The sequence below is a fragment of the Sideroxydans lithotrophicus ES-1 genome (assembly GCF_000025705.1).
GTDB classification, from domain to species: domain Bacteria; phylum Pseudomonadota; class Gammaproteobacteria; order Burkholderiales; family Gallionellaceae; genus Sideroxyarcus; species Sideroxyarcus lithotrophicus.
The window spans coordinates 2,309,698-2,323,493 of record NC_013959.1 but is presented as its reverse complement, the minus strand read 5'-3'; the positions used below and the strand labels follow the sequence as shown (position 1 = coordinate 2,323,493).

Below are 13,796 nucleotides of genomic sequence, written 5' to 3'. Positions count from 1 at the left end.
CGATTTCCGCGCGTTCAATATCCCAGCGCGCGCGCTCCCTGATAGAAGATGAAACTGACGGTCCAAGCCAGCAGCAAGGACCATGCGAGTGCGAACAAGGTATAGCGCATGTCCTTCGATTCGCTGCGCAAGGTGGCAACTGCAGAGAGACAGGGAACATAGATCAGCGTGAACAGCATGAAACTGTAGGCCTGTACCCAATCAAGCTGGTGTGCCAGCGTGCCGCCCAGTGCATCGCCGCTCAGGCCATAGATCACCGACAAGGAGCCGATCACGATCTCTTTCGCGACGAAGCCGAAGATCAGGGCGATAGTGAGCTGGTCGTTGATGCCGATGGGGGCGAAGATCGGATGCAGCACGCTGCCTATCATGCCGGCCAGGGTGTCGGCGCTGGCGGGAGCTGCGGATGTCGGCAGATGGGTTAGCAGCCACACCAGCACCACGCCCGCGATGATGAATTGTGTGGCACGACGCAGGAAATGTTTCACTTCCAGCCAGCCGCGCAGCAACATCTGGCGTACCGTAGGGAAGCGATAGGGCGGCAGTTCGAGCACGAAGGGCTCGTTGTTCTGGAAGCTTCTTTTGAACAGCAACGCAGTGAGTATGGCCGCGGCAAAACTGAACAGGTAAAGGCTGAACAGGACAACCGGCGCTGCTTTGGGCGAGAACAGTGCGGCGGTGATGAAGACGAACACCTGCAGGCGCGCCGAGCATAACGAGAACGGGATCACCAGCATGGTGAGCAACCTCAGCTTGCGCGAACGCATCACCCGCGTGCCCATCAACGCCGGCACGTTGCAGCCGAAACCCATCAGCAGCATGACGAATCCGCGTCCGTCCAGGCCCATCTTCGCCATCAGTGCATCCATCAGGAAAGCGGCCCGCGAAAGATAGCCGCTATCTTCCACCATCGCCATGAACAGGAAGAACAGGATGATGATGGGGACGAAAGCGGCGACCGTCGCAACACCGTTGTAGATGCCGTCCAGCAACAAGCCCGATAACCAGCCCGGTAAAGGCGCCAGTACCGGGTTGAGCGCGACCGTGCGCAACCAGCCAAGTGCATCGCCCACCCCCGCTTGCAACGGCTGGCCGAGCAGGAAGATGCCCTGGAACAGCAGGTACATGATGCCGAAGAACACTGGCAGGCCGAACCACGGATGCAGCATCACCCGGTCGAGCTTGTCGGTGAGATTCTCCGGCAGCTGTGCCGGGACTTGCACGGCATGCTGCAGCACGCGCGCCATCTCGGACTCGATATGCTGGTCCTTTTCCAGTTGGCTGCGCAGATCTTCAGCCATGCCGGGCGTGGGGTAGCGCAGCGCCTTGGTGATGGCCTGCAGCGCTTCCTGGTAGCCGGTGCCGTATTTGCCGCTGAGCATGAAGATCGGCATGTTCAGCATTTCCGCCATCTTCCTGTTGTCGATGCTGATGCCGTATTTCTTCGCTTCATCCGCCATGTTGAGCAGCACCACGATGTTCATGTCGAGTTGCTTGAGTTGCAGCAACAGGCTCATCTGGCGTTCGATCTGCGTGGCATTGAGGATGACCAGCGCCAGATCCGGAACGTTGTCATGCAGGAAGTGCCGGACCACTTGCTCGTCATCGGAAAAACCGTGCAGGTCGTAGATGCCGGGCAAGTCGATGATCTCCACCATGTCGCTGCCCAGCAATATCTTGCCGCTCAGCAGTTCCACGGTGATGCCTGGCCAATTGCCGACGCGCGCCGCGCCGCCGGTCATCCGGTTGAACAGGGTGGATTTGCCCGTGTTGGGCATTCCCAGGAGGGCGATTCGTTTCACGCTTTGCACACCATGATCTTCTCTGCCTCGTTGCGGCGAAGCAGGATGTCGGTGGTGCCGATGCGGACTTGCAATGGCCCGGAGAAGCTGGCCTTGCGGATAAGCAATATCTGTTTCCCGCTACGGAAGCCCAGTGCCTGCAGGCGCTGATGCAAGGCTTCTTCGGCACGGATGGAGACGATGTCGGCGGTGTCGCCGGGTTGCAGACTGGCTAAGGTGAAAGATGACATGATCGAGTGGATTCCAATTGCCTGCATTATTCCACAGGGGTGCCGCTCTTGTCGCGTAAGGTGGGGGGATTGGGGTAGAATGCAGACTTTATTTTTGTGGCAACAGACATGATCAAAGGAAGTCTCGTAGCGATCGTCACGCCGATGCAGGAAGACGGCAGCTTGGACCTGGCGGCTTTCCGCGCATTGATGGATTTTCATATCGCCAAAGGGACCGATGCCATCGTGGTGGTCGGCACCACGGGCGAATCCCCTACTGTGAATGTGGAAGAGCACGAATTGCTCATCGCTGAGGCGGTGAAGCATGCCGCCAAGCGTATCCCCATCATCGCCGGAACAGGCGCCAATTCCACTAAGGAGGCGATCGAGCTGGCGTCGTTCTCGAAAAAGGCCGGCGCCGATGCTTCGCTTACCGTCGTCCCCTACTACAACAAGCCGACACAGGAAGGCTTGTACCTGCACTTCAAGGCTATCGCCGAAGCGGTGGATATGCCGCATATCCTGTACAACGTGCCGGGGCGCACCGGTGTCGACATGGGCAATGATACTGTGCTGCGTTTGGCGCAGATCAGGAACATCGTCGGCATCAAGGATGCGACCGGCGACATCTCGCGCGGCAGCGACCTGTTACAGCGCGCACCGAAGGATTTCGCCATCTACAGCGGCGATGATGCGAGCACGCTGGCATTGATGCTGCTCGGAGCACACGGCACCATCTCGGTGACGGCCAACGTCGCCCCCAGACTGATGCACGAGATGTGTGCTGCAGCATTGGATGGCGATCTTGCCAAGGCACGCGAGATCAATTTCCGCCTGCTCGGCTTGCATCGCAACCTGTTCGTCGAAGCCAATCCGATCCCGGTGAAATGGGCGGTTGCGCGTATGGGCAAGATGAAGAACACTCTGCGTCTGCCGCTGACTCCGCTCACTGCCGGAGCGCAACCAGTGGTGGAAGCAGCCATGCGTCAGGCTGGCGTCATTTGATAGGGACAGACATGAAGTTGAAGAACGGTATTTTGGGATTCGTGGCAGTGTCAATGCTTGCCGGTTGCAGCATCTTCGAGCGGAAGCCGGTGGATTACAAGGCTGGCGCCATACAGACGCCATCACTGGAGGTGCCGCCGGATTTGACGGTTCCCGAAACAGACCAACGCTTCATGATTCCCGGGAATGATGGAGAGAAGGTCGCCAGCTATTCGGAATATTCCAGACAGAAGACGGAGCAGCCTTGTATCTCAGCTGCCAGCGCACCGGTAGCGGCCAATCCTGCGCCGGCGCCAGCGTCAGTACCGGCGCCGAGCGCCAAACTACTGGAAGGCAACAGCACGAAGAGCATCCAGCTGGGCGAACCGTTCGACCGGAGCTGGCGCAGGGTGGGTCTGGCGCTGGATCATGCCCGACTCGTCACTTCGGATAAGGACAGAAGCAAGGGAATCTACTTTGTCGTCTCGCCGGACAAAGACAGCAAGGATGCCAAAAAGAAACAGCCGGACTACCAGGTCGTAGTGCGGGAGAACAAGGCCGGCAGCGAAGTCACCGTTGTTGGACAGAACGGCAAGAGCGATGCAGAGACGACTCGCATGGTCGATGTGATATACCAGAACCTGGACAAGAACGATCGCGGAGATGCGGTTCGCCCTGCTCGGTAGCGGCAGCGAAGGCAATGCCCTCGTCGTTCAAGTCGGCCAGACACGCATCCTGCTCGACTGCGGTTTTTCGCTGAGCGAAACGGTATCGCGCCTGGCCCGGCTCGGATTGCAAGCCGAACAGCTGCAAGGCATCGTGGTCACGCATGAACATGGCGACCACATCTCTGGAGTTTCCCGGCTGGCGCGCAAATTCGGCCTGCCGGTCTGGCTCACCCACGGCACCCTGCGCACGCAGAGCGCGGCATTCGCCGGACTTTCCATCACCGAAATCAGCCCGCATTCCCGATTCTCCATCGGGGAGGTGCAGGTGCAACCCTATCCTGTGCCGCACGATGCGGCGGAACCGGTGCAGTACGTGTTCAGCGACGGTACGCGCAGGCTGGGGGTGCTGACCGACACGGGCAGCGCTACTCCGCATATCGAGGAGACGTTGAGCGGCTGCCATGCGCTGGTGCTGGAATGCAACCACGATGCCGGGATGCTGGCCGAAGGAGATTATCCCTATAGCCTGAAGCAGCGCGTCGGCGGCCGTTTCGGGCATCTTAACAACGCAGATGCCGCGGCATTGCTGGGGCGGCTGGACAACAGCCGGTTGCAGCATATCGTGGCCGCGCACCTGAGCCACAAGAACAACGAAGTCAGGCTGGCGGTGGAAGCGTTAAGCGGGGCGTTGGGCTGGGAACCAGTGCGTGTCGCCGTGGCAACGCAGGAGCAGGGGCTGGATTGGTGTGAGGTCGTCTGAACCAAGTGTCACAGGCAATAAAAAAAGCCGGCTTGCGCCGGCTTTTTTATCAGCTTGCTTGGCTTACTTCTTGGCAGCGTCAGCAGCCGGAGCAGCAGCTGGTTCGGAGGCGGCCGGTGCGGCAGCAGGTGCAGAAGCGGCTTCAGCAGCAGGAGCGGCAGCAGGTGCAGCTGCCGGAGCAGCAGCTTCCTTGCCACAGGCGGACAGAGACAGAGCCAACAGAGCGGCCAACAGAGCAGAGAGTTTCATTTGATTTTCCTTTAAGGATCAGATTAAGAGTCGATAGTTGTTCTTGCTTTTCACGCTGGCTTAACACCATTGCAAAAGGCGCCGCATTCTAGCGACTCCATTGGGAAATACAAGTACCCCCGGGAGCTATAACCCTAACGTCGTGCCGGATGCGCAGGGGTGGGAGGATGTCCACATTTCGTGGAAACGCGAATTGAGCAGGCGCGCGCCTTCCGGGTCGTTTTGGGCCAGCAAGCCGCGCGTATCGTCGAAATGGAAGCGGCGCACGTAATGGGCATCGTCGGCCACCGCAAACGGTTCGGTGATGTTTTGCAGATTCCTGGGTGTCTGGTAGATGAACATGCCATGACCGAACTGGCGCAACAGCATCATCATGCGCGGACAAAAACGGATCAGATGCTGCGGATCGTGCACCAGCAGGTTCAGGCGGTTTATCGGGCTGGCAAGCAGGAAGTGGCGCAATATGTCGAAACGCGCTTCGGAATTGAAACCGATGTCTTCGTAGTTCTGCTCGAAGATATTCAGCGTATGCTGTGCCGATGAACACACCGTGTCCAGGGCGGCGACGTAATCGGCCACACCGTCGAACTGGGTATGCTGCAGGCTGTCGTCACTCATGTCGGTTCGATCCCTGTTTTGAATTCGGAAACAGATATCCATCAAGATACCATTGATAAAGCAGGTCGGCTGCCTGGCGTGTAAGCTTGCGCGACGGGGGCAGCATTCTTGCATCCGCCAGTTCGCGCAGGATGCGGTAGCAGCCTTGACCGACAGGATGTGCATCGCCGTTGATGAACACCGTGTTGCCATGGCACAGCATCTGCGTCTTCAGGTCGAGCACCGCGCCGTTCTTTTCCAGTGCCTGCGCGAAACGCCCTTCGGTCATGGATTTGGCGGGTGCGTCGAAGAAGATGTGGGGTTTGGGTTCGGAAAGATAACTGCCCAGAAAATTGGCCACGTCTTCTTCGTCCCACTTCACTTTGCGGATGGCTTTTCCGACTTGTTGCAACATGTCGGCGCTGATCTCGGATGGGTGTCTTTGCGCTTTCAGCTCGGGGTCGGCATAGGTGCCGCCGATCTCGATGCGGTCCTGCAGATACACCAGGAACTGTTCCGCCAGTTCCTGATACCACGGTGTGCGGAAGCCGATGGAATAGGTCATGCAATCGTCTTCGGCGATGCCGTTGTGGCCGCAATGCGGGGGCAGGTAGAGCATGTCGCCGGCCTCCAGCACCCACTCCTGTTCCACTTTGAAACTCTTCAGCAGACGCAACGGCGCACCCTCGACCAGCGTGCGGTCTTTTTGCGTCGATATCTGCCAGCGACGATGACCAAGTCCCTGCAGCAGGAACACATCATAAGCGTCAAAGTGAGGGCCGACCCCGCCACCTTTGGGTGCATAACTGACCATCAGGTCGTCGAGCCGGGCATGCGGGATGAAGCTGAAACGTTTGATCAGATCGGCGGCTTGCGGCAGAAAATGGTTGACCCCCTGCACCAGCACCGACCATTTCCCCTTGCGCGAAAGACCTTCGAAATCGAGGGGTTCGAACGGTTCCTGGCGCAATTTCCATTGCTTGCGCTGGTAAGTGACCAGGCGTGCCTGCACATCGTCGCGGCAGGCAAGGTCGATCAATTGTTGCGGACCGAGCAGGCCCTTGAAACCGGGGACGGCCTGCCGAATCAGTAATGGCTTTTTCTGCCAGTAATCGCGCAAGAACTCATTGACGGTCAGTCCGCCGAGCAGAGCAAGTTTGGTATCCATGTGCTGATTATATTCGCTCGTAAAATCGTTTGGCACAAAATAAAACTCGGTTAGAATGTCCCGGCAGGAGGGCTCTATGCCAATACAGGTTGTGCAATTGCAGGCCGGGACTGATGCACCTCAATTCGAGCTGGCCGATGCGGACATGCAGATGTTCAGCTTGAGCGAGCATCGCGGCAAGAACATCGTGCTGTACTTCTATCCCAAGGACGACACACCGGGATGCACGATGGAGGCGAACGAGTTCAGCGATCACGAAGACGAATTCGCCAGGTACGGCACCATCGTGGTGGGAGTCAGCCGCGACGATTGCATCAGCCACGCAACCTTTCGCGACAAATACGGCCTTTCGGTACAGTTGTTGTCCGACATGGATGGACGAGTCTGCAGGAAATACGGTGTGTTGTACGAGAAGGAAGTGGACGGACACAAGAAGCTTTGCATCCAGCGTTCCACTTTCATCATCGGGAAGCAGGGCGAGTTGCGCCATGTCTTTTACGGTGTCCATGCGCATGGGCACCCCCAAGAGATTCTTAAACTGATAAAGGAAATGAAATGAACATCGAAAAGAACGCCGTTGTCTCGCTGACCTATGAATTGACCGATGCCAGCGGCGCCCTTCTGGAAAAGAACAGCGAGCCCATCAGCTACCTGCATGGTGGCTACGATGGCATTTTCCCCGCAGTCGAGGAGGTGCTGCACGGCAAGGCGGTAGGCGACAAGTTCTCCGTCAGCATGGAGCCTGACGATGCATTCGGCGAATACGAACATGAACTCGTGCGTGCCGAGCCGCGCGGGATGTTCCCCAAGGATGTCGCCGTTGGCATGCAGTTCGAAGGCGGTGCCGAAGGCGATGACGACGAAGACTACATGCTCTACACCGTGACCGAGGTCACCGACGACGAGGTCACTGTGGATGGCAACCACCCGCTGGCCGGCAAGAAGCTGATCTTCTCCGGCGTCATCACCGGCGTGCGCGCAGCTACCCAGGAAGAACTGGCGCACGGTCACGTGCATGGCGATGGCGGCCACCATCACTAAATTCCGGCCAAGCCTTGCTACAGGGGATGTCCATGGATAAATGGAAAAAATGGATGAGCGGAAACCGTGGCTTCATCGTTTTCCTCATGCTGTTCGGCGTGTTCCGTACGGCGATCGCAGACTGGAACCCGGTTCCGACCGGTTCCATGCGTCCCAGCATACTCGAAGGCGATGTGGTGTTCGTCAACCGGCTGGCCTACGATCTCAAGTTGCCGCTGACCAATGTCGTGCTGGCCCATCTGGGTGATCCGCAACGGGGGGATATCGTCACATTCACATCGCCGGCGGATGGAAAGCGCTTGATCAAACGGTTGGTGGCACTGCCGGGCGATGTCGTCGAGATGCGCAACAAGCAATTGCTCATCAATGGCGAGCATGCGGATTACAAGCTGCTGGATGAAGCGAGCGAACCGATGGGCAACGGCACTGTGCTCCCGGTCCTGCACCTGACCGAAAAACTGGATGGGGACCAACGCTCCATCCAATGGCTGCCCGATCTGACCGAGGCGGCCGACTTCGGACCGGAGAAAGTTCCTGCTGGCCAGTACCTGATGCTGGGGGACAACCGCGACAACAGTGCCGATTCGCGCTACATCGGCTTCATTCCGCGCAAGGAACTGATCGGGCGCGCCGAGCGCATCCTGGTCTCTGCCAACATCCTGGATAACTGGATGCCGCGCCTTGCACGCTTCGGAAAATCGCTCTACTGATCCTTCTGGCTCCGGGTGGCGAGTATGTGGCACAGATGCTCGTCGTTCGGGTTCAGCGTGCAGTCTGCAACGGCATTGAACAGCGACTGGATCTCCTCCAGCGTGAAATTCGCCAGCAGGCGGTTCGCCATCTCGGTCTCCACCGGCAGCAAGCGCGACTCCCCATTGGGTAGTTTGAAGCCGAACCCGGCCAGGCGTTTCAGGTCGCCTTCAGTCTTGCTCAGCTGTTCCTGTTCGTCTTCAAGGGTTTCATAGTATTCCTCAATCTCGTCCGATATCTCCTCGGGGATATCTTCGGGGATCGCCACCACCATGCCCATGTGGTCGTCTTGTTCCGTGTACGGAACGCCGCGCTGTTTGGCATGGGCAACGAATTTGTCGCGCAGGGCTGCGTCGAAGAAGATGTACTCGATCATGGTGTTCAAATCTGCAAGTGAAGGTGTGACATCCTGCCTTGCAGCCCGGTCAAAATCAATCACCCGGAAGTGAGAGCCGGTGCGCAAGCCAGTCCGCGACCTGCGACGCACCATCCGGCAACGGCGGCACGACTGGAGATGTGTCCCAAAGTGCCTGCAGTTCATCAGCGATATTTCCGCTTTCCATCCGGTCGCGCGACACTTCGCGGCAAACGCCATGCTGTTGCAGCCACGCAACCAGTGCGGGCGCTTCCGGCCAGCCTTCCCGTGTCACGAACAGCACCGGTGTGCCGTTGCAGGCGGCCTCCGCGAAACTGCCGTAACCCGGTTTGCACAGCAGCGCATCGCAACTGGCGAGCAGATCGCCAAAACTGAATGGCAGCGACTCGAGCACGATGGCATCGGGATGCGCTGCCCGCCAGCTGTTCTGCACCACCCAGCGCACGCCGTCGATGCGAGGCCAATGCTCGACGGGCAGGCGGCTGGCGATGCCGCCCATGCTCACCAGCACCAGCTTCTCTTCTTTCGATAAATGCAACACCCGGTTCAGTTCGTCGCGCCGTTCATTGCCCGTGACCGCGATGGGCGCAACCGGCATGAGATTGTGCAGATCGCCCATTTCCATTCCCGGCGTGGCGCGAAAAAAGACATCGGCATTGGCGTAGCTGGAATGTATCTGCGCAGCGATCGCATCATCGCCGCAATAGTGGCGATAGATATCTGACCAATTCAGCGAACACAGTGCCGCATTCGCGATATCTGCCCGCTGTGCCCCTGCCAGCGTCAGGTAGCCCACGTTGGAGAACACCATGTCCGCGCCTAGCCCGCGCAGCAGGCGTGCTTCTTCGGCGACGCGTGCGTCCCAGTCTGCGTGGAAGGTACGATATGCCACGCAGCTCTCCTCGATGCGCACATCCAGTGCAGAAGACATCAACATGCCAATATCACCTTCGCTGGGCAGCAGGTCGAACGGCGCCTTGATGCGCGACCGCAGATGTGAGGCCGGCACGTTGGAACGAACCGTCAATCGCAGCTGCGGCATGCGTTCATGCAACAGGTTCAATATGGGGGCGGTCTGCGCGACATGGCCGAAACCGTGGCCGGAGATGGAGACGACGAGATGGGGCATCACTCAATAATAAAAGTAGGCAGGGCGACCGATCCGACATGCAATGCTCATATCGCACAGCTCTCGGTTTCCCGCAGCTGCTTCAGATAATCCTCTACACGCTGCCGCAGTGTCGCCGGTGCGGTGACGATATCGTGCGCCAGCGCGAACAGCGGGAAGGCACGCCATTCGAATGGGTGGAACTTCTCCACCATCTGCAGGGTGTGCACGCCTTCGCCGGAGATGTCCGACCATTCGCCGCGCACCAGTTGACGGCCGAGTGCGTGGTGATGCGAATCCTCGCTGGTGCCCGTGGTCAGCAGATCGCCCAGTCCGGCGTAGCTGTAGGGCGTATGTGCCTGCCCGCCGAACGATTGCACGATACCCGACAGCTCGGCGATCGCGGCGACCATCAGGTGGCCGCGCATGTTGTTGCCCAGCTTCAGTTCGTCCGCCACCCCGAACATGATCGCATACACGTTTTTCAGGATCACCGACCAGCTCCTGCCGTGCATGTCCGAGGCCTGCTGGCAAACCAGCTTGCTGCCATGGAACAGGCTCTGTATCACGTCGAAATCCGCAGCTTCGGATAGCACCACATCGGCGAAAGCATGGCGTCCTGTCAATATCTCCGCCGAGATCATCGGGCCGTACAACACGCCGTAGTGATGTCCGTCCGTGAGCACACGCTCGAAGATCTGCGCCGCGGTGCGCCCGGATTCGTCCAGTCCCTTGGCGATGGTCAGGCACAGGCTGCCCCTGGCGAGATGGGGCTCGATGCGGCTGGCGATCTCGTGATGCGGATTCACCGGCAGGCAAAACAGGATCACCTGCGCTTCGGCGACCTCTTCTTCCAGTGTCGTATGGCTGCCCTTGATCACGGTACCCAGGTTCCAGACACGGACATCGTGCCGACCGGCCAGCAGGCTTTCCATGGCGTGTCCCATCTTGCCGTACCCCAGGATCAATACGCGTTTCTTCATAATCAGCCCCTTGTTCGAACAGGCGGACAATATCCTAAAAACACGCAGTCCGGAAACGCCGGCCTTGTTACAGCCATCCATTCAGGCCGGATCAATTTTCTCCCGCAGCTTGCTGCTAGAATGCGCCACTATTTTTCGAACCAACCGTAACGAGGGAATGCGATGTCATCAGGCCTTACCGACCAGCAAGCATACGAATACATCATCAAGCTGCTCACTGCCATGAGCAAGGCGGGCGGCTCCGACCTGTTCATCTCCAACGACTTCCCGCCCAGCATGAAGTCGCACGGCGAGATGACGCCGATGACCTCGCAGAAGCTCAATGGCGCGATCACGCGCCAACTGGCGCATGCACTGATGAACGAGACCCAGCGGGCCGAGTTCGAGAAGGAGATGGAATGCAATTTCGCCATCTCCGTTCCCGGCGTCTCGCGTTTCCGCGTCAACGTATTCGTGCAGCAGCAGAACGTCGGCATGGTCATCCGCACCATTGCCGCCGAGATCCCCACCTTCGAGAAGCTCGGCTTGCCCGAGATCCTGAAGGAGATCATCATGCACAAGCGCGGGCTGGTGCTGGTGGTCGGCGGCACCGGCTCCGGCAAGTCCACCTCACTGGCCGCGATGATTGACCACCGCAACAGCACCTCGAAGGGGCACATCATCACCGTCGAGGACCCGGTGGAATACGTGCACAAGTCCAAGCAATCGCTGGTCACCCACCGAGAGGTCGGCGTGGATACGCACAGCTGGCACCATGCATTGAAGAACACCCTGCGCCAGGCACCGGACGTTATCCTGATCGGCGAGATCCGCGATGCCGAGACCATGGAACACGCCATCGCCTTTGCCGAGACCGGCCACCTGTGCCTGGGCACGCTGCATGCCAACAGCACCAACCAGACCATAGATCGTATCATCAACTTCTTCCCCGAAGAGCGCCGCAACCAGTTGCTGATGGACCTTTCCGCCAACATGCGCGCGCTCATCTCGCAGCGCCTGATCCGCACGCCGGACGGCAAGGGACGCAAGCCTGCCATCGAGATCCTGCTCAACACGCCGATCATCGCCGACAAGATATTCAAGGGCGAGTTCCACGAGATAAAAGGCATCATGGAAAAATCGCGCGAGCTCGGCATGCGCACCTTCGACTGGTCGTTGTTCGAACTGTACAACGACGGCCATATTTCCTACGAAGAGGCCATTCGCAATGCCGACTCCGCCAACGAACTGCGCCTGAACATCAAGCTCAAGAGCAAGCGCGGCGAACCGGGCGACGCATCGGGCATCGAGCTTTCGCTGCACGTGCACAAGACATCGGAAGAACTGGAAGAGGAACGGAAGAAAGAGCTGGCCGCGCAGGAAGAGCGCAAGCGCCAGTTCGAGGCAGCGCAACTTGCCAAACAACAGCAGGAAAAATTGCAGCAGGATGAGGCTCAGGCTGCCAAGCCACACCAGCCTGTCGTGCTGGACAAGATAGAGCTTTCGCTGGAGTAGTGTGGCTTGGCGATTCCTTGTTATCATGCGGCAATCGATCTGCAATATCAGGGAGCAGAACAATGAGTCACGAGAACAGCCAGCTCGATATTCCAGACCGCCCGTTACTGGGGCCAAGCCCGCATCCGAGCGTGTGGACGGAGATCGGCGAGGCGCAGATCACCCATACGATCTTCGGCAGGGCCAAGGTGCGCATCATCCGCAAGCACGACAAACTCCACCGCGCCTTGTGGCTGCTGGCGATCGTGGCCGCGACTGCGGCTGCCTGGCAAGGGTGGCGAGTGCTTCATCCGACCGATATCCAGCAGAGTGCAGATTCCCTGTCGTCTGACAGCGTAAATGAACGGTTGAACTCACCCGACCTGCAAAGCGGGGACGCTGCACCCTCTCCCGCAGCTGCCGCAAAGGAGGAGGTGCCGGCCACGATCCCGCAAAGCGAACCCGATAAGCCTGCAGTCGACGGGATTGCGCCGCCGCCAGTTGGCACACTGAAAGGCGGCGGGCAGATGGCGATCAAGCCGCAGTCGGCGCCGACTGCGGCAACCGCAACCAGGAATCCGCCAGTCAAACCTTTGATGCATAAGCCGTTGCCAACCACGCAGCCGACAACCCAGGCTGTGGCGGCTCCGCGTGTCATACAGCCGGCAGCACAGTCTGCGGCCAGCAGCCCGGCAGGCGTTGTTCCTTCTCTTGCTGCGCCGATACAACTGGATAATCCGGCAACCGAGCCGCCCGCAAATGCCCCGCAACCGGCACAGCCTGCCGGCCTGCCAGGCAAGTAGCCGGGGACTTGCCCCTGGCGTGAATTTGGAACAACATTCGCATAAATCAACAGACTCATTGCCTAGTGCTGGAACACCGAATCTATGAAGACCGACGCCATGGAAAAAACAGTAAAAATCCCGGCTTATAAAGACGAAGCAACGATCGATACCCAGCAAGGCAATCTTGCCGATCAGAGCACTGCGTCCGAATTGGCGAAGAAGGAGGCCCTGCTGGAGGAAGAGAAGAGCAAGTCGCTCGATCTGCTGAAAACGATCGTGCAGCTTCGGGAAAGCCTCAAGCAGGAACAGGTAAAGACTTCCGAGATCGTCAAGAAAGCGTCCGAGCTGGAGGCCAAGGCGAAAGAAGAGTCGCTGGCACAAGTGAAAGATCTGACCCGGTTGGCCGCTCAGCTGGAAGAGGAAAAAAAGAAGACGCAGGAACAGATAAAACTGAACGAGCAACTCAAGGTGAGCCTCAAGCAGGAGCAGACCAATTTTGCCGAGGTGGTCAAGAAGACAGCCGCGCTGGAAGCCAAGTTGAACCGGCTCGATGCGGTGGAAGAGAACCAGCTCATGAAGAAGAACGCCCAGCTTGAAGAGGAGCAGAAGAAGTCGCTCGAATACATGAGAACGATCGAACAGCTCAGGGAAACCCTCAAGCAGGATCAGGCCAGGATGACCGAGTTGATGAGCAAGTCAGCCGAACAAGATTCCAGAGCCAAAGAACTGGCGGCGCTGGAAGCCAAGGTGAAAGACTTGTCCGGCGCGCTCAACAAGATCGCCAGCATCGCCGCTACCGGAAAGATGGCTGGCGACGTTTGATCCTGGTCCATGCGGTCTGGC

General features: G+C 58.7%; 16 protein-coding genes and 1 pseudogene. 9 read left to right on the top strand and 8 right to left on the bottom strand.

The window, feature by feature from the left end; genetic code table 11:
- Window positions 1–14: 14 nt before the first annotated feature.
- Together feoB and SLIT_RS11445 are read right to left on the bottom strand one after the other, a co-directional pair.
- Window positions 15–1,802 carry a ferrous iron transport protein B gene (gene feoB / locus SLIT_RS11450; protein WP_013030418.1) on the bottom strand — a complete coding sequence of 596 codons (1,788 nt, stop codon included), beginning with the start codon at window positions 1,800–1,802 and terminating at the stop codon, window positions 15–17.
- Window positions 1,799–2,032 carry a FeoA family protein gene (locus tag SLIT_RS11445; protein WP_013030417.1) on the bottom strand — a complete coding sequence of 78 codons (234 nt, stop codon included), beginning with the start codon at window positions 2,030–2,032 and terminating at the stop codon, window positions 1,799–1,801. The genes feoB and SLIT_RS11445 overlap by 4 nt, the downstream gene beginning before the upstream one ends.
- 108 nt (window positions 2,033–2,140) lie before the next feature.
- Between SLIT_RS11445 and dapA the strand changes: the two genes are divergently transcribed.
- The 3 genes from dapA to SLIT_RS11430 are packed head-to-tail and all read left to right on the top strand — an operon-like array spanning window position 2,141 to window position 4,423.
- Complete coding sequence (gene dapA, locus SLIT_RS11440) at window positions 2,141–3,016, top strand: 4-hydroxy-tetrahydrodipicolinate synthase (RefSeq protein WP_013030416.1); 876 nt, start codon at window positions 2,141–2,143, stop codon at window positions 3,014–3,016.
- A gap of 11 nt (window positions 3,017–3,027) precedes the next feature.
- Window positions 3,028–3,681 carry an NlpB/DapX family lipoprotein gene (gene bamC / locus SLIT_RS11435; protein ID WP_013030415.1) on the top strand — a complete coding sequence of 218 codons (654 nt, stop codon included), beginning with the start codon at window positions 3,028–3,030 and terminating at the stop codon, window positions 3,679–3,681.
- Complete coding sequence (locus SLIT_RS11430; RefSeq protein WP_013030414.1) at window positions 3,659–4,423, top strand: MBL fold metallo-hydrolase; 765 nt, start codon at window positions 3,659–3,661, stop codon at window positions 4,421–4,423. The genes bamC and SLIT_RS11430 overlap by 23 nt, the downstream gene beginning before the upstream one ends.
- A 63-nt stretch (window positions 4,424–4,486) precedes the next feature.
- Here SLIT_RS11430 and SLIT_RS11425 read toward each other — a convergent pair whose 3' ends face one another.
- The 3 genes from SLIT_RS11425 to SLIT_RS11415 form a co-directional block, all read right to left on the bottom strand.
- Window positions 4,487–4,672: a hypothetical protein gene (locus SLIT_RS11425; RefSeq protein WP_041420864.1), complete on the bottom strand. Its 186-nt coding sequence runs from the start codon at window positions 4,670–4,672 to the stop codon at window positions 4,487–4,489.
- Window positions 4,673–4,798: 126 nt separating this feature from the next.
- On the bottom strand, window positions 4,799–5,290 hold the full coding sequence (locus SLIT_RS11420) for a DUF7931 domain-containing protein (protein ID WP_013030413.1): 492 nt from the start codon (window positions 5,288–5,290) through the stop codon (window positions 4,799–4,801).
- The gene (locus SLIT_RS11415) at window positions 5,283–6,437 is read right to left on the bottom strand and encodes a cupin domain-containing protein (protein ID WP_013030412.1); all 1,155 of its coding nucleotides are present in this window, start codon (window positions 6,435–6,437) and stop codon (window positions 5,283–5,285) included. The genes SLIT_RS11420 and SLIT_RS11415 overlap by 8 nt, the downstream gene beginning before the upstream one ends.
- 76 nt (window positions 6,438–6,513) lie before the next feature.
- Here SLIT_RS11415 and SLIT_RS11410 point away from each other — a divergent pair, with 76 nt between their 5' ends.
- From SLIT_RS11410 to lepB, 3 genes are read left to right on the top strand one after another with little or no spacing between them, the layout of a single operon-like run.
- Entirely contained in the window at window positions 6,514–6,996 is a 483-nt protein-coding gene (locus tag SLIT_RS11410) for a peroxiredoxin (protein WP_013030411.1), read from the top strand.
- Window positions 6,993–7,478: an FKBP-type peptidyl-prolyl cis-trans isomerase gene (locus SLIT_RS11405; protein ID WP_013030410.1), complete on the top strand. Its 486-nt coding sequence runs from the start codon at window positions 6,993–6,995 to the stop codon at window positions 7,476–7,478. Before SLIT_RS11410 ends, SLIT_RS11405 begins: the two co-directional genes overlap by 4 nt.
- A gap of 53 nt (window positions 7,479–7,531) precedes the next feature.
- On the top strand, window positions 7,532–8,188 hold the full coding sequence (gene lepB, locus SLIT_RS11400; protein WP_223293796.1) for a signal peptidase I: 657 nt from the start codon (window positions 7,532–7,534) through the stop codon (window positions 8,186–8,188).
- Here the strand turns inward: lepB and SLIT_RS11395 are convergent.
- Genes SLIT_RS11395 through SLIT_RS15360 form a run of 3 tightly spaced genes read right to left on the bottom strand, consistent with a single transcriptional unit; the run spans window position 8,182 to window position 10,695 of the window.
- Entirely contained in the window at window positions 8,182–8,613 is a 432-nt protein-coding gene (locus tag SLIT_RS11395; protein WP_150103001.1) for a hypothetical protein, read from the bottom strand. The two genes, lepB and SLIT_RS11395, sit on opposite strands and share 7 nt — an antisense overlap.
- Before the next feature lie 46 nt (window positions 8,614–8,659).
- Window positions 8,660–9,733, bottom strand: coding sequence for a glycosyltransferase family protein (locus SLIT_RS11390; RefSeq protein ID WP_013030407.1), 1,074 nt, complete (start codon window positions 9,731–9,733; stop codon window positions 8,660–8,662).
- Between the two features lie 47 nt (window positions 9,734–9,780).
- Window positions 9,781–10,695, bottom strand: coding sequence for an NAD-dependent glycerol-3-phosphate dehydrogenase domain protein (locus SLIT_RS15360; protein WP_013030406.1), 915 nt, complete (start codon window positions 10,693–10,695; stop codon window positions 9,781–9,783).
- 162 nt (window positions 10,696–10,857) lie between these two features.
- Here SLIT_RS15360 and SLIT_RS11380 point away from each other — a divergent pair.
- The 3 genes and pseudogenes from SLIT_RS11380 to SLIT_RS11370 form a co-directional block, all read left to right on the top strand.
- Window positions 10,858–11,976, top strand: a pseudogene (locus SLIT_RS11380) (PilT/PilU family type 4a pilus ATPase); the annotation flags it as partial.
- A gap of 275 nt (window positions 11,977–12,251) precedes the next feature.
- Window positions 12,252–12,971 (top strand): hypothetical protein, encoded by a 720-nt coding sequence (locus SLIT_RS11375; RefSeq protein ID WP_013030404.1) that lies wholly within the window; start codon window positions 12,252–12,254, stop codon window positions 12,969–12,971.
- An 84-nt stretch (window positions 12,972–13,055) separates the two neighbouring features.
- Complete coding sequence (locus tag SLIT_RS11370; RefSeq protein WP_013030403.1) at window positions 13,056–13,775, top strand: hypothetical protein; 720 nt, start codon at window positions 13,056–13,058, stop codon at window positions 13,773–13,775.
- Window positions 13,776–13,796: the final 21 nt, after the last annotated feature.